The organism is Aquiflexum gelatinilyticum (assembly GCF_024813435.1).
Classification (GTDB): Bacteria; Bacteroidota; Bacteroidia; order Cytophagales; family Cyclobacteriaceae; genus Cognataquiflexum; species Cognataquiflexum gelatinilyticum.
This window is the reverse complement of record NZ_JANAEZ010000003.1, coordinates 300450-321683: the sequence shown is the minus strand read 5'-3', so window position 1 is coordinate 321683 and position 21234 is coordinate 300450. Positions and strand designations below refer to the sequence as shown.

The 21234-nt window shown below is 40.4% G+C and carries 21 protein-coding genes; 8 read left to right on the top strand and 13 right to left on the bottom strand.

The annotated features are described in order from the left end of the window. Window positions 1-15 precede the first annotated feature (15 nt). Genes NK987_RS09345 through NK987_RS09325 form a run of 5 tightly spaced genes read left to right on the top strand, consistent with a single transcriptional unit; the run spans window position 16 to window position 1785 of the window. A complete protein-coding gene (locus tag NK987_RS09345) occupies window positions 16-291 on the top strand; it encodes a helix-hairpin-helix domain-containing protein (RefSeq protein WP_259263635.1) in 276 nt (91 codons plus the stop codon). Between the two features lie 14 nt (window positions 292-305). After that, window positions 306-758, top strand: a complete 453-nt coding sequence (locus NK987_RS09340; RefSeq protein WP_259263634.1) for an SRPBCC domain-containing protein — start codon at window positions 306-308, stop codon at window positions 756-758. A 23-nt stretch (window positions 759-781) separates the two neighbouring features. Then, a complete protein-coding gene (locus NK987_RS09335) occupies window positions 782-1000 on the top strand; it encodes a hypothetical protein (RefSeq protein ID WP_259263633.1) in 219 nt (72 codons plus the stop codon). Between the two features lie 18 nt (window positions 1001-1018). Next, window positions 1019-1396: a nuclear transport factor 2-like protein gene (locus tag NK987_RS09330; protein ID WP_259263632.1), complete on the top strand. Its 378-nt coding sequence runs from the start codon at window positions 1019-1021 to the stop codon at window positions 1394-1396. Continuing rightward, the gene (locus NK987_RS09325) at window positions 1393-1785 is read left to right on the top strand and encodes a DUF1801 domain-containing protein (RefSeq protein WP_259263631.1); all 393 of its coding nucleotides are present in this window, start codon (window positions 1393-1395) and stop codon (window positions 1783-1785) included. The genes NK987_RS09330 and NK987_RS09325 overlap by 4 nt, the downstream gene beginning before the upstream one ends. 408 nt (window positions 1786-2193) lie before the next feature. Here NK987_RS09325 and NK987_RS09320 read toward each other — a convergent pair whose 3' ends face one another. The 4 genes from NK987_RS09320 to NK987_RS09305 all read right to left on the bottom strand — a co-directional run bounded on the left by NK987_RS09320 (window position 2194) and on the right by NK987_RS09305 (window position 5705). Continuing rightward, window positions 2194-3390: an esterase gene (locus NK987_RS09320; protein WP_259263630.1), complete on the bottom strand. Its 1197-nt coding sequence runs from the start codon at window positions 3388-3390 to the stop codon at window positions 2194-2196. A 122-nt stretch (window positions 3391-3512) separates the two neighbouring features. Then, window positions 3513-4487, bottom strand: a complete 975-nt coding sequence (locus tag NK987_RS09315) for a hypothetical protein (RefSeq protein ID WP_259263629.1) — start codon at window positions 4485-4487, stop codon at window positions 3513-3515. A gap of 17 nt (window positions 4488-4504) precedes the next feature. After that, window positions 4505-5176 (bottom strand): hypothetical protein, encoded by a 672-nt coding sequence (locus tag NK987_RS09310; protein ID WP_259263628.1) that lies wholly within the window; start codon window positions 5174-5176, stop codon window positions 4505-4507. Then, window positions 5163-5705, bottom strand: coding sequence for an RNA polymerase sigma factor (locus NK987_RS09305; RefSeq protein WP_259263627.1), 543 nt, complete (start codon window positions 5703-5705; stop codon window positions 5163-5165). Before NK987_RS09305 ends, NK987_RS09310 begins: the two co-directional genes overlap by 14 nt. Before the next feature lie 321 nt (window positions 5706-6026). Here NK987_RS09305 and NK987_RS09300 point away from each other — a divergent pair, with 321 nt between their 5' ends. Both NK987_RS09300 and NK987_RS09295 read left to right on the top strand, forming a co-directional pair. Then, a complete protein-coding gene (locus NK987_RS09300; protein WP_259263626.1) occupies window positions 6027-6212 on the top strand; it encodes a hypothetical protein in 186 nt (61 codons plus the stop codon). A 103-nt stretch (window positions 6213-6315) separates the two neighbouring features. Further along, window positions 6316-6708 (top strand): DUF302 domain-containing protein, encoded by a 393-nt coding sequence (locus NK987_RS09295; RefSeq protein WP_258422739.1) that lies wholly within the window; start codon window positions 6316-6318, stop codon window positions 6706-6708. Between the two features lie 515 nt (window positions 6709-7223). Here the strand turns inward: NK987_RS09295 and NK987_RS09290 are convergent. The 6 genes from NK987_RS09290 to NK987_RS09265 all read right to left on the bottom strand — a co-directional run bounded on the left by NK987_RS09290 (window position 7224) and on the right by NK987_RS09265 (window position 16698). Continuing rightward, window positions 7224-9680 (bottom strand): GumC family protein, encoded by a 2457-nt coding sequence (locus NK987_RS09290; RefSeq protein ID WP_259263625.1) that lies wholly within the window; start codon window positions 9678-9680, stop codon window positions 7224-7226. Then, window positions 9677-10492: a polysaccharide biosynthesis/export family protein gene (locus NK987_RS09285; RefSeq protein ID WP_259263624.1), complete on the bottom strand. Its 816-nt coding sequence runs from the start codon at window positions 10490-10492 to the stop codon at window positions 9677-9679. Before NK987_RS09285 ends, NK987_RS09290 begins: the two co-directional genes overlap by 4 nt. 1160 nt (window positions 10493-11652) lie before the next feature. Next, window positions 11653-12621 carry a polysaccharide deacetylase family protein gene (locus NK987_RS09280; protein WP_259263623.1) on the bottom strand — a complete coding sequence of 323 codons (969 nt, stop codon included), beginning with the start codon at window positions 12619-12621 and terminating at the stop codon, window positions 11653-11655. 33 nt (window positions 12622-12654) lie between these two features. Beyond that, a complete protein-coding gene (locus tag NK987_RS09275) occupies window positions 12655-13851 on the bottom strand; it encodes a hypothetical protein (RefSeq protein ID WP_259263622.1) in 1197 nt (398 codons plus the stop codon). A 129-nt stretch (window positions 13852-13980) separates the two neighbouring features. Further along, window positions 13981-15132: a glycosyltransferase family protein gene (locus NK987_RS09270; RefSeq protein ID WP_259263621.1), complete on the bottom strand. Its 1152-nt coding sequence runs from the start codon at window positions 15130-15132 to the stop codon at window positions 13981-13983. Between the two features lie 522 nt (window positions 15133-15654). Further along, window positions 15655-16698, bottom strand: a complete 1044-nt coding sequence (locus NK987_RS09265) for a glycosyltransferase family 4 protein (RefSeq protein WP_259263620.1) — start codon at window positions 16696-16698, stop codon at window positions 15655-15657. A gap of 114 nt (window positions 16699-16812) precedes the next feature. Here NK987_RS09265 and NK987_RS09260 point away from each other — a divergent pair, with 114 nt between their 5' ends. Beyond that, window positions 16813-17070, top strand: coding sequence for an endonuclease domain-containing protein (locus tag NK987_RS09260; protein ID WP_259263619.1), 258 nt, complete (start codon window positions 16813-16815; stop codon window positions 17068-17070). A gap of 584 nt (window positions 17071-17654) precedes the next feature. Here the strand turns inward: NK987_RS09260 and NK987_RS09255 are convergent. Genes NK987_RS09255 through NK987_RS09245 form a run of 3 tightly spaced genes read right to left on the bottom strand, consistent with a single transcriptional unit; the run spans window position 17655 to window position 21234 of the window. Next, window positions 17655-18842: a hypothetical protein gene (locus NK987_RS09255; RefSeq protein WP_259263618.1), complete on the bottom strand. Its 1188-nt coding sequence runs from the start codon at window positions 18840-18842 to the stop codon at window positions 17655-17657. 53 nt (window positions 18843-18895) lie between these two features. Then, window positions 18896-20047, bottom strand: coding sequence for a glycosyltransferase (locus NK987_RS09250; protein WP_259263617.1), 1152 nt, complete (start codon window positions 20045-20047; stop codon window positions 18896-18898). Continuing rightward, window positions 20044-21234, bottom strand: a complete 1191-nt coding sequence (locus NK987_RS09245) for a glycosyltransferase (protein WP_259263616.1) — start codon at window positions 21232-21234, stop codon at window positions 20044-20046. The genes NK987_RS09250 and NK987_RS09245 overlap by 4 nt, the downstream gene beginning before the upstream one ends.

Sequence of the window (21234 nt, the reverse complement as noted above, 5' to 3'; positions counted from 1 at the left end):
TTACCTGAAAAAACCATGTTCAAAATATGTCCAAAAGGCCATAGATTTTATAAAACCAGTGATTGTCCGGTGTGCCCTGAATGTGAAAACAACAAAAAGCAATTGTCTGGCTGGAAGTCAAAATTGGGAGCTCCGGCAAGAAGGGCGCTGGAAAATGAGGGTATTTCAGAACTTTCAATTTTGGCAAAATACAGGGAATCCGAGATCCTAAAATTCCACGGAATAGGGCCTTCCTCGATTCCAATACTGAGGCAGGCATTATCCGATGAGGGATTGAATTTTAATACCTAAACCAACCGAGTTGTATGGAAAATACACTGAGCATTAAAGTCGCTTTACAGATTCAAAAACCTGTTTCTGAGGTTTTTGAAGCCATTGTGGATCCCAAACATATGACCCAATATTTTATCTCTGAAAGCTCCGGAAGAATGGTGGAAGGAAAAACTGTCTTTTGGAGTTTTCCGGAATTTGAAGGTACTGATCCTATCCAGGTCAAGAAAATCGAAACAGATAAATTGATCATTTTCAGCTGGAAAATTGAGACATTTGACCATTTGGTGGAGATAATTCTGGAATCCAGAAAAGACAATGATACCCTTGTGACAGTCCAAGAAAAGGAAAGACCCAATAATCCATCCGGCATCAAATGGCTGATGGGAAATACAGAAGGCTGGACTAATTTCCTATGCTGTCTCAAGGCTTATCTGGAGCATGGAATCAACCTCCGAAAAGGCGGATATGATTATTTAAAAAAATGATACTCCTATAACCGGCTATTGAATTGAAAATTATAGAAGTATTCAAAACAAATGTCCATTCAATAGATGAGGCTCTCTCTTTAGTAGCCCTGATCCAATGTGCATTTTTGGAGGTTAAAGCTAATTTTGACCTTGATGATTGCGATAGGATATTGAGAGTGGAAGGTTGCATGGAAGTCATTGGAAAAATCCCACTTTTCATGAAGGAAAAGGGATATGAATGTTTCGCATTACCGGATTGAAAAAAGCTGTTAACAAATATGTCTACTTCAAATTCTCCCTATTCAAAACTTGCTTCGGATTTTTCACTTGGCAAATTTGAAGAAGTCTATGCTGCCATGGCAGACAATATCCGATGGGAAATCATCGGAGAACAAACCCTCGAAGGGAAGGAAATGGTAAAACTCCATTGCCAAAATATCGCCACCTATTTCCAATCTGTGAGCACGGATTTCAAAATCCACCAAACCATTGAAGAAAATGGAAAAGTAGCAATCATTGGTCTCGGTGAATTTTCCCGGGAAGGAATTATGATCTCCAAAATCTCCGCCTGCGATGTCTATCAATTTGATTCCGAAAATAAAATCAGTTCCATAGCCTCTTATTGCATCGAAGTCTTCAAACCCAAAAATCCATGAAAGCTGATCCTGAAAATCTTGTCCGGATTTACCTAGAAAACTTAGACCATCCACTAAAACCTGAAATTCTTAAGATCAGGGAAATGGTCTTTAAAGCAAATCCAAATCTAACCGAACAGATCAAATGGAATGCGCCGAGCTTTTGTTTGGAGGGAGAAGACAAAATCACCTTCAACCTTCCACCAAAAAAAGACAGCGTCCAATTGGTATTCCACAGAGGAGTCAAGAAAAAAGAATTGCCAAAAGAAAAACTGATCAAAGACGATTCCGGATTGCTGAAATGGGCAGCAAATGACCGTGGTGTCATCAGATTTACCTCCGTGCAGGAAATCCTTGGCAATGAATCCAAATTCCTTGATATTATTAGAAAATGGTTGGAAGTCGCTTAAAGCTATGTTTTTTTAGAGAGAATATTTCTTTCAATCGCTCCATCCCACTGTTTCCCTTAAATTAATTCTTTTAACATTTCCGCCCTAAAATGGCGAAATACCTCAGCAATGGATGCGGCCATTGATAAAAACCCCAAATTCTCAGGAAGCCCTGAAAGGGCAAAATAGCTCAGCGATGGGTGCAGCCCATCCTTTATAATTCGGGTTTTTCCTAAAACCATGAAAAATTAAAACATTTGTGATCATCATGATTTAGAATTAACAGCCCTGAAGGGGCGTGATAACTTAGGGATGGGTGAAGCCCATCCGTAGAAAAACGAACAATCCTGGGAAGCCCTGAAAGGGCGAAACAAAAAGAAAAAAAACGCAGCCTTTCGGGACTGCGTTTTTTCATTCAAAAATCTACCATCATTGAAACAATTGCGGAGCAAATTGGGTAAGGTAAACCCTCCAGTTTCTCCAGGTATGTCCACCTTCGGATTCGACGTAATCATACTTCATGCCCATCTTATCCAATTTTTCGCGGTATTCTACATTGGCTTTATAGAGAAAATCGGTTTTGCCGATGGCAATCCAATACAACTTATATCCGTTTTTCATTTGGGCTGTCAAGGTGTTGTCAAAATCACTATAAACTTTTCCTGTGGCATCCTCACGCGGCATGATGGCCGCAGAAAACAAACCCATGTAATCAAAAGTATTGGGGAAAAACCTCGAAATATGCAAGGTGTGGAATCCTCCCATGGACAAACCTGCAATCGCCCTATTGGATTTGTCAGCCTTGACCCTATAGCTGCTTTCAACAAACTTGATGATGTCCATAAAAGCAGCTTCATAGCCTCCGTCCATCGTTCTTGGCGCCATAAACACCGGCTTGTAAAAACCTGCACTTCCTTCACCGGGCGCAGCATCCTGAGAAACATTGCCATTTGGCATCACCACAATCATCGGATTGGCTTTGCCTTGGGCAATCAGATTGTCCAAAATCTGGGCTGTCCTGCCCAATGCAATCCAAGCTTCCTCGTCACCACCGGCACCGTGTAGCAAATAAAGAACAGGATATTTTTCATTTGAAGTTTCATACCCCGGAGGTGTATAGACAGTCAGCCTACGGTCCATCCCAAGTCCCGGAGAATCATACCACCTGCGTGCAACTGTACCGTGGGGAACATCCTTCACCCTGTAATAATCTGCCTGACCTGCGCCTACGATAAGGATATTGGTCACTGATGCCACATCCCTGATCAGAAAAGGGTTGTTGGGATCGGTAGTGGTAAAGCCATCTACAATGATGGAATACCCATACAATTCCGGACTCAAAGGAGCGGATTTGAATTCCCAAACGCCGTTTTCACCTTTGACAAGATCAGCTTTTCCTTGTCCATCCATTGGTCCGAATTGGGTTTCCATTTTTACAGGGGGAAGAAAATCTCCTGTGATCTGAACAGATTTGGCATCCGGAGCAAACACCCGGAAAGTCACCGATTGGTCATCGTGGATTTCGGGGGAAACGATCTGTTGGGCACGAAACAGTGCTTCCTGTGCCTGCGCCGAAAATGCAATCAGGAACAGCAATAAGAGGTTAATCAGGTTGTGTTTTTTCATATTTGTTTTTCTATTGTCTCAAAATGTGAAAATAGAAAAAAGCCTTATAAATTCCTACGAAGGATACATCAATGGCCTATTTTGGCAATAACAATCAGATCATATTTTTTGCTTGAGATTGGTTACAGCCCAATCCCTATCCTGAATCCCGGACTGACATTTTTGAAAAATCCATCGAAATACATCTGCGGTGCAACTGTGATGTGCTTTGCGGCTTTCCAGTTAAATCCAAACCGCATGGTATTGGGTTGAAAAATATCCCCGCTCCTTTTCGTAAGTGTGCCGAATTCAACGCCTAGCCAGTTTGGTTTATCTCTTTGATTAGAGAAATTTATTCTATATCCAACATTTGTAAAATTGTTGATGATAGCCGAATTTGACTCATTGAATGAAAACATCAGGTTGTTGGAAACATAAATCTGGTTTCTCAAAATGCCTTTTTGGTTAAGTTGAAGGCTTAATTCTCCTGTGATATCCGTCAAAAATTTACTTCTGAAAACATTGGCACCGACGCCAGCCTGCAGACTCAGCATGTCAAGATACCCTGAAGGCCTGTTTTGGATCAATTTGGCTTTGTTTGTTGTGGCCTCAGGTTGGTATTCGAGATACCTTAGGTACCTGTCTTTTCCGGGAAGTTCAGCGATGATTTCTCCAATGATTTGAGTAAAATCCGCATTGACCAAAGTTTCCAAGCCATCAAAGCCAATATTCACATGGTACCTGCTCCCCGGATCTGTGATGAGTGCTTGGTTCTGAAAATCTTGCTTGAGGCTTTTACCTTCAGAAATGGTAAAACTTGCAATTCGGTCGCTCTTCAGGATTTCAATTTTGCTATTGTATTGGTAATCGATAGTATAGGATGAGGACAAAGGAACCATACTTTTGATCTCCTTTAACTTGTTTTGGAAATCAAGGAGGATGTTTTGGAGTTTATCGTCTTTGGTCAGCTTGTGGTAATCGGAAGACAGGATATAGATGTTCAGATTCTCATTTCCATGATAATAGATGGTATCCTGTGGACCTCCAGGTCTTTGGGCAAAAACGGACTGGAAACTCATAAGGCATAGCAAAGTCAGTAATCGTAAGCAAGGTTTCATAAAATAGTTGGTTTAGTTTAAAATTTGATGGTGAGGGCGAGCGAATTATTGGAATTATAGGATGGGTCACTGTTTCCAAACCTAAACCGAATTTTTGAAACAGTTTTGGTTTTTGGATTGGCTTGATTTTCTTCTTTGATTTCTTCCGGTGAAATCAGTTCAGCTTTAAGTTTGGCAATTTCTACTTCCGGAATTTCTGTTTCAGATGTGGGCAATTCGGTAACTGAATTGTGGGGGATTGCAATTTCCGGAACTGGTTCTTCAGCGGCATCTTCTTTGACTTGCTCTTTGATTGGAGTTTGTTTCTGTGAAATATTTTTCTCCCTTTTCAAATCAGGAACTGGTTCATTCATGACTATGGTCTGGGTTTCTGATTCGGTTGCTTCATCTTGAGGAAGGCTTTCACTGGTTTTTAGATCCGGTTGAGTTTCGGTGGATGTATTTGTCCTCAGCGCTACAAGTTCCTCCTGCTTGGATTGTAATTTCAGAAACAGGAAGGTGGAGATGAGAAAAAAGGACACCGCTGCCGCCATTGCCAGTACAAATCCCCAATACAAGCCGGATTTTTTCCTGGGCTTTTCGATGGATTCCCAAATCCTGTTTTTTGCTTCCAGGGCATGGGTTTCGGACTTCCTTTCTGAATCCTGCAAACTCCTTTTGATGATTTCATCAATTTCATTTAAGTGCATGGCTTGATTTTTTTAATTTTAAAATCATATAATTTCTTGCTTTGCTGAGTTGGGATTTGGAGGTGTTTTCATTGATCTGCAGCATTTCAGCTATTTCTTTGTGCGAATATCCTTCGATAGCAAAGAGGTTGAAAACTGTTCTGTATCCCTTGGGCATCGATTCCAATACCTGAGACACCTCTTCTGTATCTAGCAAATCACTGTTATCCGTAAAGCTGACATTCAATGTTAGGAGCTCTTCATCTTCCTGAAAAAGAAGTGCTCTTTTGCTTTTCAGAAACCTGATCGCTTCATTGATCACAACCGTGTTGATCCACTTTTGAAAACTCCCATCTCCCCTATTTTCAAACTGTCTTATGTTTTTGAAAATCTTGGTGTAGGAAACCGACAGGACATCTTCAGTATCATGGTAGTTGGCCAGGTACCGCATCGCCATATGGAAGGTCCGCTTATAATGCCTGTCAAAAAGACACCGTTGTGTATAAGGGTCATTTTTGATGCAGCCTGCTATGATTTCAGATTCTTCCAAGAGTTTGTGTGGTTTTCAAAAATCGGAACCTGAAAATTTACTCAGACGTTGCCTGGCTAAAAATTATAAAGTGTGAAAGAATGTTAAGTGCTGTTTACTATTCCTGCTCCCTTATGAATTCGGTGAAAAATTATGTCCCTAACCAAATAATTTTAGCAAAAAAAGGATTTGGAAAAACCCCATGCAAGGATTCAGATGTCAATGAGGAAAAGATCTTTTCCTGACTTAAAAACATGGATTGTAAGCCTTTTTGGCAGAAAAAACAGTGGTATATTTTTTGAAATGATAATTAGCTTTGGAAATTACCTAAATTCGAATCCGATGAACCTAGTGGCTAAATTCTTAAAACCCGTTTGGAAATCTATCCGCAACCTTGCTTGGGTCTTGATTGTGGCTTTTATGTTGGGCGTCCATAATTTTTACACGGGTGAAACCAAATCAAAAGACGACATTGTATTTACTGTAGAGCAGGATGTGATTGAAGAGGATGCGGCTCCGAAAGATTGATAAAATCCATCAACTCATTCATATAACCCTTTCCCAAGTAACAATTATCACCTTTTTCATTAGTATAAACCCCTAAATTTAACCAAATCAACTTTATATATCCATGACTTTCCATATCTCAAAAACCCTCCCAAAACAGGATTTCCTCGCTGTCAAAGAAAAAATCACCGAAGCATTGAAATCCGAAGGCTTCGGCGTCCTGACAGAAATCGATATTCAGGCCACCATGAAAAAGAAGCTGGACAAAGACTACAAGCCTTTCCTGATTTTGGGTGCTTGCAATCCCGTCTATGCTGACAAAGTGCTGACCATAGACCCACACATGAGTGTCCTTTTACCCTGTAATGTCACCTTGCGTGAACTTTCAAATGGGGACATAGAAATATCTGCCGTAGATCCAGTGGCAGCCATGGGAAGCATGGGAGACAGCAGCATCGGACCATTAGCATTGGATGTCCAACAAAAATTGGAAAGGGTAATTGACAAGGTAGTCTAAAGACTTTCAACCGATTAAAACAGGGTTCTTCTCATTTGATGTAGTCATTAAAAATAATCCTTAACTGCTTCATTGGAGAATTGCAGATTTACAGCTAACTTTTATAAAATTTACTAGCCATGTCAAAAGAAAAAACTGTAAAAAAGGAAGAGAAAAAGAAGCCTGGCAAAAACCTTAAAGAAAAAAGGGCTGAAAAGAAAGCCAAAAAAGACGGTAAGAAAAATGATTGACCGAAATGAGTCAATCAATTCAGGCAATAGAAAAAGCCCTTGGGACTAAGTCTCAAGGGCTTTTTCTTTGATTCCTCCCCTAGGGTAACCACTCTTATAAAAGTAACTTATTAACTATTAACCAATAACCAAATAACCAATCAACCCCTTCCAACAACCCGACAACGCAAAGCAGACAACCTGACAACAATTAACCATTAACCAATTAACCCCTTTCAACAACGCATAGCAGACAACAATTAAGGCTCCCCTGAGATGCCTTGCTACACGCAGCATGACACTACCTTACACCCTAAACTTCCCTATAAGTTTATCGAGCCATTGGGACGGTTTCTTCTTGGAATCATCTTCTTCGTAATAGTTGCCCGTATATTTGTTTTTTCTCATATAAGAATAATTATAGCCGTAGCCATAATTGTAACCTCCAAAGTCATAAATATCTCCTCCTGCCCGCATGCCATTGAAAACAGCATAAAAATCCCTAATCTGATCATTGGCATAGAGATCGTTGATCATCAGCAGGTACTTTTTGTGGGTATAGTCTTGGCGGATGATATACAGGTTTACATCCGAGAAACGTAACAAATCCATTGTTTCGGACACCAAACCTATTGGAGGGGTATCCATTACCACTACATCAAATTCACCTTCCAGGTAAGTCAGAAACTCAGTCATCTTGTCTTTAAGCAACAATTCAGCAGGATTGGGCGGAATAGGTCCGGAAGGAACTATATACAGGTTCTCATATTTGGTAGGAATGACAATTTCCTCCTTGGTTGACCGGTCTACCAAATAGGAGGAAAGTCCTACCTTATTGCCTACGCCCACATAATCTGCGATTTTCGGTTTCCTCAAATCCAACCCTATCAAAACCGTCTTCTTGCCACTCAGTGCCATTGCGGCTGCCAGGTTAAGACTGATAAAAGTCTTTCCTTCTCCGGATACCGAAGAAGTGACCAGAATTTTTTTACACTTTTTCTCACTTGCAATATAAAACAAGGCTGACCTCAATGACCTGAAGGATTCCGAAACCATGGCTTTTGGAAATTCGGCTACGATCATATTGGTATCCTTATTACTCAAACCGATGGTGCCCAACAAAGGTATCCTAATTGCATTCTTCAATTGGATCTGATCCATGATCCTGTTGTTGAGATAATGAAAAGCCAACAAAAACAACAAGGGGATAAAAAATCCAAGTCCCAATGCCAAACCATAGTTTTGGGCCTTCTTTGGAAATATCAAACTTCCCCTTCGGGCATAATCCAATACCGAATTGTCTGGAATATTTGAAGCTTTCGCAATGCCTGCCTCTGCCCTTTTCTCCAAAAGATAATTATAAAGGTTTTCCCTCAACTTAAACTGCCTCAAAATCTTGGTGTAATCGGATTCTGTCTGTGGCAATTTGGCAAACTCTTCATCCAACTCCTTGAGCCTTTTTTGGGCTTCTGCCTTCCTGCGCTCAGTATTCGAAACCAGGTTATTGATGTTTTCAAAAATATTCTCTCGCAGCTTACTGATCTGCTCGTCCACTTGTACCACATTGGGATGGTTTTCATTGACCACTGCTAATAATTTCCTTCTCTCCATGGAAACATCAACCAGGGTTTTTATTAGCCCATTCAAAAATCCGTCACTCAAACCCACAATAGATGGGGCAATGATATCAGAATAATCCTTGGTCTTGGTACTGAGGTAGGTCTGCAAAGATTGGTAATAACTCAATTCAAAATCTATGTCCTGGATCAAATCTTCTAAATTTTGGATGTTGCCCAAAACCCCGCCGAATTCAGAGTTCACATCCATCAGCTTATTGTCTACCTTGAAGTTCAGCATGGAACTCTCTACCATCTTCAAAGTATCTTCCAGAATATGCATCTGATCACTGATAAACCGCAGGGTGTTTTCCGAAATCCTGTTCTTTTCCTTAAGGTCATAATCTATAAAGGAATCCATAAGGGCATTGACATAATCCCTTCCCTTTTCTACCACCTGAGACACCATCGATACCTGCAAGACAGTTCCCAAACTATTGACCGGCCTCACTGTCACAGCTCTTGAATAATTGTCCAATACATCCACCGGATTATGGATAATAAAATACAATTTGTCTCCCTCCTCCATCTCCCTATTCTGATGGATGACAAATTTGGAATGATCCGACTGGATCACCTCCCCAAACTTGTAGGTTTTATTCAAAATAGCTTCATCCAAAGGCCGGTTGTTTTTTGAATTGAAAAAATCAAAAAAGGCCTTATCCTCCTTGGTCAAGGTAAACTCGGTATCAGAAACCATGGTAAAATGGACTGTCCCACCTTCAGATTGATGCACATCCCAATCAACCAATACTTTAATTGGTGACTTGTCATACAATTCTACTTCCTTGATATTGGTGGAGGCATAATAACTGACATCAAAGTGCAATTTTTTCAATGCTTCCTCCGCTAGATTTTTGGAAGTAAACAAAAGGATATCGTTTTCAAGGTTATTGCTCCCTGAAAAAATGTTGGATCTGTCCAGTATCCGAACCTCGGGAGAATTTTTTGGCTTGATCAGCACACTGCCCTGCACTTGGTATTCTTCTACCGAATAGCGGTGAAACAAAAAAACCAAAACCATCGCAATGAATATACAGGTGGCGTATAAAGGCCAATAACGCGAATACTTGATCAGGTAATACTTGATGTCAATAGGCTTAGCTTCCTGCTCAAACTTCGATATGTCAATCTTCCCGTCTATCATAAATTACCCCTGATTAGCGCAAAAATCAATAAAAGTGAAGTGGTGACAGAAATGATTAAACCCAAAGATTGCGAAAAATTATCCGCATTGCCGATCTGCCTGATTCTCATCGGTTCTAAATATAAAATATCATTGGGTTGGATAAAATAGTAAGGAGAAGCCAACAAAGCCCTGTCGTTCAGATTGATTTGATGGATTTTTGTCCCCCCATCATATTGCCGGATCAAAAACAGCTTGTTCTTACTTGCCAAAATATTTGTCTCTCCAGCCATGGAAATGGCATCAAAAATGGTGGCCCTGTTTTTCATAATCACCATAGGTCCTCCACTGCTGAATTCTCCCATAGCTGTAAACCGGATTCCACCGATCCGCAACTTGACAAAAACCTCTTCTTTGAAATAAGCCCTGATTTCTTCTTGTACCTTAACCCTCGCCTCTTCTTCACTGAGACCGGAAATTTTCAACCTACCGATCTTTGGCAACAGGATATAACCTTCTTGGTCTAAAGAATAACCAGTAAAGTAAAATATATCGCCGGCACCACCTCCACCACCGCCACCACCGCCTCTTGCAGACCTTGAACCCTGAAACTCAAATGCCTTGGTCAATTCCTCATTGGAAGAGGCAAAATCAATATCCACAATATCAAAGGGCTGAAGGATATACCGGTATTCCACCTCGGCAAAAGGAATAAATTGATCCAATTCGATCGGTTCATTTTCCGGAAGGTTTTGAAGGTAAGTAATCCTCTTGTTGCTGATACAGGAAACTGCTAAAAATAAGAAAACAATCCAAATGAGAAGCTGCTTCATAGATGCTAAGCGGGGTCGATAAGTCTTCAAATATAAATAAATAAAGTAAATATGGTAATAAATTCCCCATTTTGAATTTATCTACCCACGGGTGAAAGTTTTCTTCTGCTCTCCTTGCTAAAACGACCCACAGGAATCAGGTAAACCTAAATTTAATTCCTACACAGAACCACAGGAAAAAAAACTACGTGGCCTATGCGGCCGATGTGATCTATATAGTAAAAAAGAAAAAACCATGTGGTCTTTGTGGTCTTTGTGGTAAAAAGAAAAAACTTTGTGGTCTTTGTGGTCTTTTTGGTAAAAAGAAAAAACTATGTGGTCTATGTGATCTATGTGGTAAAAAAGAAAAAACTTTGTGGTCTTTGTGGTCTTTGTGGTAAAAAGAAAAAACTATGTGGTCTATGTGATCTATGTGGTAAAAAAGAAAAAACTTTGTGGTCTTTGTGGTCTTTGTGGTAAAAAGAAAAAACTATGTGGTCTATGTGATCTACGTGCTAAAAAAGAAAAAACCATGTGGTCTATGTGGTAAAAAAGAAAAACCTTCCTTCCGCCCTTTCCGAAACCATTGAATCCTTTGCGGTGAATAAACCTAAAACAAAAAAAGTAGGGTTAAAAAATTTTCTTTAGACAATCCCTACCTAGTTTAGAAATCTTTCGATAAAAAATCAATGCGAAAAGTCGCTTAATCACCCGTATCAAAAGTATAAAAAGACCTAGCAAAAAAAAATACCCTGATCAGGGTATTTTTTATTAATTCCGTTAATTATTTTCTTTATTCTAAACCATTAGTGTTGAATATATGAAAATAACAATATGCATTTTAATTATTCGAACCAAACCCACAATCTATCTTTAAATATCCATTATTAAGTTTATAAAAATCTTAGAGTTTTGATTCAAAACAAATATTGAAGCAAAAGCTCCTTTTTTATAGAATTTCATTTAAAAATTACCCAAGAGTTGGAATATAACCTATGTTTCTTCCAAGTAAAGTCCAGATACAAACCCAGTATACAAAATATCAGAACTTCCTCAATTACCCCAATCCAATTACTACCTGGTATGAATTACAATTGATATTTCGGTGGACTGTGGTCAGTGGACCGTTGACTATGGACTATGGACCGTGGACTATTTCCTGTTGACCATTAAAACTAAACTCACTTCCCCCTGACCAAACCTGCTGTTTCCTTCATGTTCAGAGAAACCATCCCATAGGCATCCCTAAGCTGTTGAAAAAACGCCAAAAGTTCTTGGAGGTAATGTAGATTTTCCTGAGTAAAATGTCCAAAATTATGTGGATGCCACCACAGGTGGTACACCATACCCTTTTCTGCGGACCGCTGCATCTCTGATTTGATCCTTGATATCCTGCGCTGATGAGTCATCTTATTACCCACAAATGGCCGTAACAACCTGGAAGTCGGCAAAAGCACCGGATTATTACTATGTTCTACAGCAGACAATGGATAAAAACTGTCTTTCCCCATTGAAATCAAAGTATCGCCAGTCCGAAAAAGCTTCTTTACTAAACTCCTTCTCTCAGTATGCCTCCAAAACCAATCCTCCGGATTGGAACGCAAAGTACCAAAACCCTCTTCTGAAGCGACATGGATCGCGTCATGGTCATATTGATTTCTTGGAAAAACCAAAGTCTCCAACTTCATGTCAAACTTCTCCAAAGCTAGCCGCTGACAGGCTTTCAAATCTGCCCTGAACTGCTCCGATTGCTGCCCCTTTTCACAGGTATAATAATGGGAATAGGTATGACAGCCAAACTCCTGACCCTTAGATTGGATGATCTCTCTTACCAATTCAGGGGCAAAAAGTGTATCAGGGTAAAGCTGCTGCTGTCTTTCCACCCAATGATAGGCCGAAAAATCCTTTTGGACATAGGTGGGCTTCAAATCAGGTGAGTAGGACCGCCACTCCTCGAGATTATCTGCCATCAATCCCCCAACAGCAGCCCATGTGGCATGTACACCATAGGATTCAAACATGGCTAGCATCTTTGGAATGGCTTTCCTTGTTTCTGAATAATAGGTTAAACATTTGTCCACAGGGTACTTGTCAAACCTGCCCCAATGAAGCTCGAAGTCTAAGGATATTGTAAAAATGGGCCTTTCCAAACGAAATAAAATTTTATATTCTAACCAAAAATTTCAGGAGATACAATAATATGACTTATTCGCCGAATAAATAACCCTCCAAGCTGCCAAATAACAGAGCAACATATAGGTACTTTTCATCCGCATCATGATTCCTAGATTATTTAATGTCAGAGAAAATACAATTCCCATCAAAATTGTCATTACTAGCCCCAATTTCAAAACCCGAGGAATATTCATGTTGATTTTTGTAAACCATCCATAAGCCAAACCGATTACCAGACCCGACAGGAGAAGGAAAGCCAAAATGTTTTCCATTACCGCTGCCAAATCCCAAAAATCCCGAATGTCTGTCCAAATTGGCATGAAAAACACAGTCCAAAGCTTGACAGCCCAGGAATATTTCTCCATAGGAACTTCTGAAGCAGCGTCAAATCCCCGTAAAAACTCCATTTGCCCTGCACTGAATTGCCCAAAGGCTGACAAGGAAATTTCCTCCAAATGCATCGCCACAAAAATCCTGTCAACAGCATAGGCAACAACCAACAAAATCAAGAAACTAAAACCTGTCTTGTAGGGAACAGCAATCCGCTTCTCAGTTAACAAACCAAGCCACACCACCAAACCCAAAACCAAGCCTGAAATGGGACGTACCCAAAAAGAAAGCAATACCCCAATCACCATCAGTATCCCATGCCGAGGAAAATCTGCCAAGCCCCGTACTGCCCAACCCAATCCCAAAATCAAAAAGGCTTCTTTGCCTACCCCCGAAGACCAAAAATGAAGGTTCGGGAGGAAAAACAAACCCATCCAGCCCCATTCCATCCACTTGGTAGAAGCTTCAGGCCAATACTTCACGCCCACCAAATAAATCTCCCGGATCCCCAAAAAAGAAATACAGGCATACAATACATTCCCAAACAAAAAATCCAGAGCAAAAACCTTCGAAGGTAAAAAATTAAACCATTGCAAAAAGAAAGTCCCCCTTCCCCAATGTTCCCACCAAGCAGAAGCTCCTTGGGAAAGGTCCGCAGTCAAATCCCAATAACGGATCGCATCGCCTCCGTTTTTTTGAAGGTATAGGTAAAAAACAAAAGAAAATAGGAAATGATAGACCCAAAGAAACTGTAACCCCCAAGCCTGAATCTTCGACATACCTGTGCTCTTTGCCACGGTCACATTCGACCAAACCAGCAAAACCACTAACCCAAAAATCAATACCACCTCTACCCCCATTTCCTCAATTCCCATTATTCCTCACACTTCATTCTTCATTCACCATTCATCATTAGTCATTCTCCACTCCTCATTCTTCATTATTCATTCCTTATTCTCCATTCTCAATTATTCATTCTCAATTCCTCATTCTCAATTCTTCATTCATAATTCTTCATTCAACATCCCCAAATAACTCCCCACACTCTGCTCAAGACTGAAATTTTCCAATCCAAATTCTCTGATTTTTCCCCTATCCAATTTGGCCAATCCACCAATCCATTCCCGAAAATCACCGGAATACAAATCTCCTTCCTCAACCAAAAAACAAAAATCCTTGTCCTTTAACATCTCTTCCGTATCACCTACGCCCGAGGAGGCAATAACAGGCAATCCACACAACAAGTATTCCCCCAACTTGATGGGGGCAATCCCTGCCAGGCTGAATGCCGCTTTCCTCAAACTCAAACCAAGGTCTGCCGCTGAAAGGTAATATGGGATTTCCTTGTAGGACCCACTTTGGACAATCACTGAATCGCTGAGAATCCAAGGGATCTTTCCTTCCAGAAAATCGGTATTTCTGGTCAGGATCAAAAACTTTGACCTAGGGTTACTTTGGTGAAAAACTCCAAATAGCCCTAACATTTCCTCCACCATATATTGCGGTCCGACGGTTCCGGTATATACCCAAAGGATATCTTCATCCGAAAGACCAAATCCTTTGCGGATTCTACCTCTACTTTCAGAATCAGGTTTGAAAAACAGGCCATCCCGCCCATTGCCCACTTTGAAAAATTTTCTTTGATGTGCCATTCCGATTTTGTCCAAATGGATAGCAATGGATTTTTGACTCCTTGTTATCACCTTGTCTGCCTTTCTCAATATCTTTTCCTCCTCTTTTTTCAACAGCAGGTATTGTCTTCCTGAAGGATCAAGCCCGGCATAATCCACCCGCTCCTCCAAAGGCAAACCATCAGCATCAAAAACCACAGAAACCGACTGCTTTCTCAGCCATCCCCAAAGCCTGTTGACCATCATGGCCGGCATGGTAGACCTCGGCATCAAAATTTGTATCTGATGCTCTTGGATGTGCTTTTTCAAATAAAAAACGCCCAGATAAACAGACCATATTGCCCCGATGGCAGCAATAGGTTTTCTATGAATAGGATATTGCACATAAGGGATACCAAAAGAATCTGCCAAAGCGGAAATCCGCTGTACTTCCTTCGGGCCTGCCCAAGAGAATTGCATGACATGAACCCTAATTTCCCCTTGTTCCTGTAATCCTTTAAAAATCGGAAAGAAAAGGGACTCCATATAATTCGTGCTTTCCGAATCCCAGGTTACAAAAAGAAGGTTCTTTGTCTTATTCAGGGGTTGTAATTGTTTTAGTGGTTGTAATTGTTGTCAAGTTGTAATTGTCGTTAGGACTGTTGACTGCAAACTGAGACTGCCAATTCTTTTTCTTGGTACTCTGTAAATGATACTTGATACTAATTGTTTTCAGGTTGTCTGCTGCGCGTTGTCGGGTTGTCGAACGTCACCCTGAGGAACGAAGGGTCTCTTTCCAGTGGTTGTAATTGTTCTAGTGGTTGTTAGGTCAGTTAACTGCATACTGAGACTGCCAACTCTTTTTCTTGGTACTTGGTACATAATACTTAGTACTAATTGTTGTCGGAGCTGTGGACTGAAAACTGAGACTGCCAACTTATAATCCTTTCTCGGCTCATGTTCCTTAATACTTGGTACTTGGTACATAATACCTGGTACTACTATTACCAGAGACTGCGGACTCTTATTGTCGTTTCTCGTATCTCGTTTCTCTTTAATGCTTCATTATTAATTCAGCATTCTTAATTCCCCAACCATTACCTCAAAATTCATCTCCAGGGTATATTTCTCCATGATGAGCTCATAGCCCTTTTCTCCCTGCTTTTTTCTCAAAACGGCATCCAAAATCAATGCCCTGAGTGCTTCTTCCCATGCTGCTTCATCCTTGGCAAAAAAACCGTTTTCCCCCTCCAACACCACATCCAGATTCATGCCTACAGGCGAAGCCACAACGGGCAAACCACAAGCCATATATTGGATCAACTTATACGCACACTTTCCCTTTTCCCAAGGGTCATCCGGCAAAGGCATTATCCCAATATCCATCCGATGGATCGCATCTACTTCCCCTTGCTCTGTCCATTGTACCCTATCCAATGAGCCTTCAAAACCAAAACCACCAGATCCCCCTACAACCATCAAACTTGCATGCTGCTCTTTACACAGTTTTTCCAAAACAGGGCGGATTGTTTTTAGGTACTTGATGGTAGTCGGTGAACCTATCCACCCAATAACAACCCGCTCTTTCTCCTCATACTGCTTCTTCCCATACCTACTTGGGTCAATAACTGTAGGCAACAGTACAATTTTCTTGGCTCCTGCAGCCTTGGCTCTTGCTGCCAAATAAGAATTACCCGCCCAAACAATATTGGAATACCGCATGACCTTATCAATCTTGTTACCCAAAAACTTCCTGACCAAGGACCTCCTCGCCATATCATACCGGTGAAAAACCGCATCATCGTAATCCACCACATAGCCCTTGCCCAATGCTGACAATACCCATTCCGCCCATGCAGGCACAAAAGGGAAAAGCTCTTTTTCCACCCAAACCACATCGTATCGCCAAAACCCCAACAAAACCCATAAGCGATAAAGGTAACAGGCCAATACATTGAACTTATCAACACCCTTCCCTACATACTTTTCTTTCAGGTATTTCTCATTAAAAAACGGAGCAATCTTCAGCCCAAATCCTGCTTTTTCCCATAATGGCAAAAACTGAAAAGTCCGCAACCGGCTACTCGCCCCCATCCGTGGATACTTGGGCAAAAAAAGGATTTTTTTGGAAGTTCTATTCAAAACAAGATACTTAGGAGGAAAAGCTTAGACGATCTTTAACGTTTATTTTGATGAGTTTCAATTTGGACATTATAAATTTACCTTATGGGATATAAAGAAAATCTATTTTATGGTGCAAGCCCAGAGATTTTCAGAAGGGCAAGGGAATTAAGAAAAAATACAACCCCTTCAGAAAACAGCCTTTGGACATTACTAAGAAAAAAACAATTTGAGGGATACAAATTCAGACGACAACATCCTGTCAATAAATTCATCGCTGACTTTTACTGCCACGAACTCAGACTGATCATAGAACTTGACGGGGGCATCACTTTAATCCTGAACAGGCAGAATACGACCTAGGGAGAACCTTCGAACTCAACCAACTTGGAATTGATTGATGAGAATTACAAATGAAGAATTATGGGCTGATATGGATGCAGTATCATTCAAAATCCTTGACAAAATCTCCAAGATCAGACTACCTCACCCCGATTCTTCCCCAAGCGGGAGGGAGAATCATAAAAATTAAACCACCCCTAAAGCTGAGAACACAATTACTTTAAGTCAACCTCCCAATTCATCAACTATTTCCTCCTTCAAGGAGACAAATCTCTCATATTCCCCTCCCGACTCTCCCCACAAGGAGAAGGAGAATCCCAAGAAATTTGGTTTAGTAATAAGGTTCAGGATTACACTGTATCTCAACCCTACACAAATCTTTATCTTTTTCAACAAAGTCCCCCTCCAGGGGGATTTAGGGGGTAGTGGAATTCAGAGGGTAGTCCATTCCTCATTTTCCCCACCCCAACCCTCCCCAATCGAGAGGAAGAATTCAAACCAATATACCACATCCGAAACTTAGAGGATTCAATTCCAATACTTTCCCAGAATTATAATTCTTGTCATTAAATTCCCCCTTCAGGGGGATACAGGGGGTAAAGCCTTCAGGGGGATACAGGGGGTGCAGTCTCCGCCTTCTTCCTAATAATCTCTTCCCGCCTTTGATAATACTTCATCTTCTCCTGCACCTTCAGTAACCGCAAGTGTTTGTTATACGCAATCAGAAAGAAACAAAACAACAAAAAATAAATCATGGTCATGTTTTTCATCCTCATGACGATGCCAAGGTTACTCAGCGAGTTCATAAATGCCAAAGTCACAGGAACAAAAGTGATCATTCCCGCTTTGATAAACAAAGGCATATCCCGGATCGCCTCAGGGGTCCAATTCCTGTAAATAAACAAACTCAGCCACAAGTAAAGTAGGTTTTCAAAACTGCTGAAAAACGAAACAATATTATGGGCATCAAAAAATAAGGGCCGAAACATATAAGTAAACAGCTTCATAGGCCATGAATACGAGGCCAAATCGACACCCGACCCTACTTTACCTTTACTTAGATCATTGACTTTTGTTCCCGTAAATTCCTCTAATGTTTCCAAAGAAAAATCCTCTAATCTCAAAGATTCCAGGGTACTTGAACTTAAATAAACAGCGCCCACAAGAGCAACTGAACTTAGCACAATTTTTATTGTGGGTTTGATTTCTGAGCCCAATAAAATCGCAATTCCTGAGCCAGACAATAAAGCTAGCCCCATGTGTGGCCTTGCCATATAAACAAAAAACAGTGCAAAAATTGCTTGCCACCACCTTTCCCTATACTGTTGTAATGCAAACAAAAACCATGCAATCCCCCAAAAACAAATAGCATCTTTTCCTACCCCGGAAGACCAAAAATGAAGATTTAAAAAATAAAATACTGTTGGAAACAATGGCACATTCAAAACAGAATGGTTGGCCGGAAACAAGTCAGCAACCATGACAAAAATGTACCTGATCCCAATAAAACCAAGGAATCCAAATAAAATATTTCCTGTAATGTATGAAAGACCTAATACCTGACTTGGAAAGTAACAAAGCCACAAGATAAACTTGGTGCTTTCTCCAAAATATTTCATCCAAGTAGGATCTCGGATGATGACTTGTTCCATACCAAACTTCCAATATCCATAAGAATCTCCTCCAAAATTCAGGATATACCAGGTAAAAAACATACTGAAAAAAATATGGTAAAAAAGAAGGTAATGCAACTGCAATTCATACTTGTAAGGAAGTTTGAATTTTTTAGCCATAGAAGAATTGGTATTTACCAAGGCTAAAATTCCTGCAAAAATGAAAATGATATCTAACAATTGGTGAAGGTCTTGATTTTGGTTGCTAATGTGCTAAGGTATAGGTTTTCAATTTCCATGCAATATCGGTCAGAAGTATAGTTCTCCTGCGCCCTGAAATATCCCTGAGCCCCCATGTCAACCCTTTTCTTTTTATCATTCAAAAATAAAAGCATCTTTTCTGAAATCGCTTCCGGAGAATAAGGTGGCACAAGATAACCTGTGACCCCATGAACCACTACATCTGCCAAACCTCCGACTTTCGAAGCGATAACAGGTAAATGGTGTAACATGGCTTCTGCTGCAACCAAACCAAATCCCTCATGTGCAGATGGCAAACAAAAAACATCCATAATTTGATAATACAGGCCAGGATTTTCTTGGAATCCTACTGCCAGTAAACTATTTCCTAATCCAAGTGAAAGAGCCAAATTTTTAAGATAATCCAGATCAGGACCATCCCCTACCAATAAAAATTTCAAGTTTGGTCTATCCAGAATCTTAAGCGCATCCAAAATGTCAGAAAAGCGCTTGACTTCATTGTAAATCCTTCCAACTGATCCAATTACAAAATCACCTTCAACTATCCCTAAATCAACTTTTAGTTTATCTATTTTTGCCTGATCGAAGGTTTCGGGATCAACAACACCATTATTTATCAAAATTACTTTTTCAGGTGGAAGCTTGGCTTTGTCTTTAAGGAAAGAGACCACAGCCGGGGATATTCCGATTATCTTATCTGCCCCCCTTACAAACAAGCGTTGAAGCCAGATTGCTTTCCTTGACCTTGTGGATGGTTCAGAAGTTTCCTCTAAAATCACTACAGGGACCCTACCAAAAAACCCTCCAAATGTAGCCATAGCCATCCCCTCAAAAATAGCACCGTGCAGAATATGAGGAGAATATCGGCTGATGACTTCAAGTACTTTTCTATGCTTATTTATTTCAAAAGGATGCTTAAAAGAACCAACAATAATCAGTTCTACTCCTTCATTTTGTAGAGCCTCAGCAATTGGTCCACCAGCCCAGGTACAAATGATCTTGTGGTCAAACTTCTGCTTATCTAATCCCCGGATCAATGTCAACCTTGTCTGTTCCACTCCTCCTGAAGAAATGGTTTCAATACAATGTAATACCCGGATTTTTTCCTTTTCCCCTGTTTTCATCCCCTGTAAACCTCCATCAAGCTAGCAACATATCCCTCTACAGAAAATCTTTCAGATTCTTTCTTCGCACTTCTCCCCATTTTTATCCTCTCCTCCTCAGATAAATCAACCATAAATTGCATGGCCGAAAATATAGAATCCTCATTGTAGGGATTTACCAATATTCCCGAATTGCTTTCTCCCAAAATCTCTTTTGCTCCTCCAACTTCTGTGACAATTGCGGGTAAACCCGCCATCATTGCCTCTGCAAGTGAGACAGACGAACCTTCACTCAATGAAGGCAATATAAATACATCTGCCTCCCTTAAAAATCCACTCACATCCTCCCTGAAACCAAAAAACCTGACCAAAGAGCCAAGTTCTAATCGATTGCTTAATTTATTTAGATTTTCTTTTTCAGGACCCTCTCCAATAAGCCACAATTCAAATTCCTTGTTTGGATTTATTTGCTTCACCTTTGCAAAACTTTGTATTAACCTATCCAGATTTTTTATAGGAACTAGCCTGCAGGTGGTCACAAAGACAAAAGGCTTCAAACTGTCTTTCTCTGGCTTCAAACCATCATCCTGAGTGAAACCAAGAACCTCCATGTTCTCTAAATTATCCCCCACTTCTTCTAATCCCCTATTATTAGATTTGTATAACCGCTGCCCTAATTCTTTATCTCCATGTCCAAAATTTCCCAACCCAACCGGATTGTAAAGCAACTTTACCTTCTCCCCTTCAACTTCTCCCAATGATATGATGGTATTTTTCACAGACTCTGAAATGGCAATAACATGGTCTGCCTTCTTATAAACCCATTTAAAAATCCATTTCCAATAAGAATGGTGATTGGGTAAGCCTATTTCCTCCCCTATCTTGGTCTTAACTCCCGCTAATTTAGCTGCCCATATCCCATGAAAATTTGCCTCCGCACCTTGGGTATGGACCACATCCACTTGCTCTTTTTCAAATATATTTTTCAGTTGATATACAAGTTGAAAATTTGGGATCTTGGTATCCTTATTTAAAACAAGAACTTCAAATCCCTTTTGAGCCAACCTCTCCGATATCCTTCCTCCTTTTCCGAGAACAATGACCTTGATTTTTACTCCACTTTTTTGAGAAAGTGCTGGAACTGAAAGTGCAACAACCTGCTCGACGCCACCAAAATCCAACTCGGATACTATCCTCAAGATTTTCAT

Bases quoted from the DNA above. Each gene is read 5' to 3' on its own strand.
- NK987_RS09345 (WP_259263635.1), top strand. From the start codon at position 16: ATGTTCAAAATATGTCCAAAAGGCCATAGATTTTATAAAACCAGTGAT.
- NK987_RS09340 (WP_259263634.1), top strand. From the start codon at position 306: ATGGAAAATACACTGAGCATTAAAGTCGCTTTACAGATTCAAAAACCT.
- NK987_RS09330 (WP_259263632.1), top strand. From the start codon at position 1,019: ATGTCTACTTCAAATTCTCCCTATTCAAAACTTGCTTCGGATTTTTCA.
- NK987_RS09325 (WP_259263631.1), top strand. From the start codon at position 1,393: ATGAAAGCTGATCCTGAAAATCTTGTCCGGATTTACCTAGAAAACTTA.
- NK987_RS09320 (WP_259263630.1), bottom strand. From the start codon at position 3,390: ATGAAAAAACACAACCTGATTAACCTCTTATTGCTGTTCCTGATTGCA.
- NK987_RS09315 (WP_259263629.1), bottom strand. From the start codon at position 4,487: ATGAAACCTTGCTTACGATTACTGACTTTGCTATGCCTTATGAGTTTC.
- NK987_RS09310 (WP_259263628.1), bottom strand. From the start codon at position 5,176: ATGCACTTAAATGAAATTGATGAAATCATCAAAAGGAGTTTGCAGGAT.
- NK987_RS09300 (WP_259263626.1), top strand. From the start codon at position 6,027: ATGAACCTAGTGGCTAAATTCTTAAAACCCGTTTGGAAATCTATCCGC.
- NK987_RS09295 (WP_258422739.1), top strand. From the start codon at position 6,316: ATGACTTTCCATATCTCAAAAACCCTCCCAAAACAGGATTTCCTCGCT.
- NK987_RS09290 (WP_259263625.1), bottom strand. From the start codon at position 9,680: ATGATAGACGGGAAGATTGACATATCGAAGTTTGAGCAGGAAGCTAAG.
- NK987_RS09285 (WP_259263624.1), bottom strand. From the start codon at position 10,492: ATGAAGCAGCTTCTCATTTGGATTGTTTTCTTATTTTTAGCAGTTTCC.
- NK987_RS09275 (WP_259263622.1), bottom strand. From the start codon at position 13,851: ATGGGAATTGAGGAAATGGGGGTAGAGGTGGTATTGATTTTTGGGTTA.
- NK987_RS09270 (WP_259263621.1), bottom strand. From the start codon at position 15,132: ATGGAGTCCCTTTTCTTTCCGATTTTTAAAGGATTACAGGAACAAGGG.
- NK987_RS09260 (WP_259263619.1), top strand. From the start codon at position 16,813: ATGGGATATAAAGAAAATCTATTTTATGGTGCAAGCCCAGAGATTTTC.
- NK987_RS09255 (WP_259263618.1), bottom strand. From the start codon at position 18,842: ATGGCTAAAAAATTCAAACTTCCTTACAAGTATGAATTGCAGTTGCAT.
- NK987_RS09250 (WP_259263617.1), bottom strand. From the start codon at position 20,047: ATGAAAACAGGGGAAAAGGAAAAAATCCGGGTATTACATTGTATTGAA.
- NK987_RS09245 (WP_259263616.1), bottom strand. From the start codon at position 21,234: ATGAAAATCTTGAGGATAGTATCCGAGTTGGATTTTGGTGGCGTCGAG.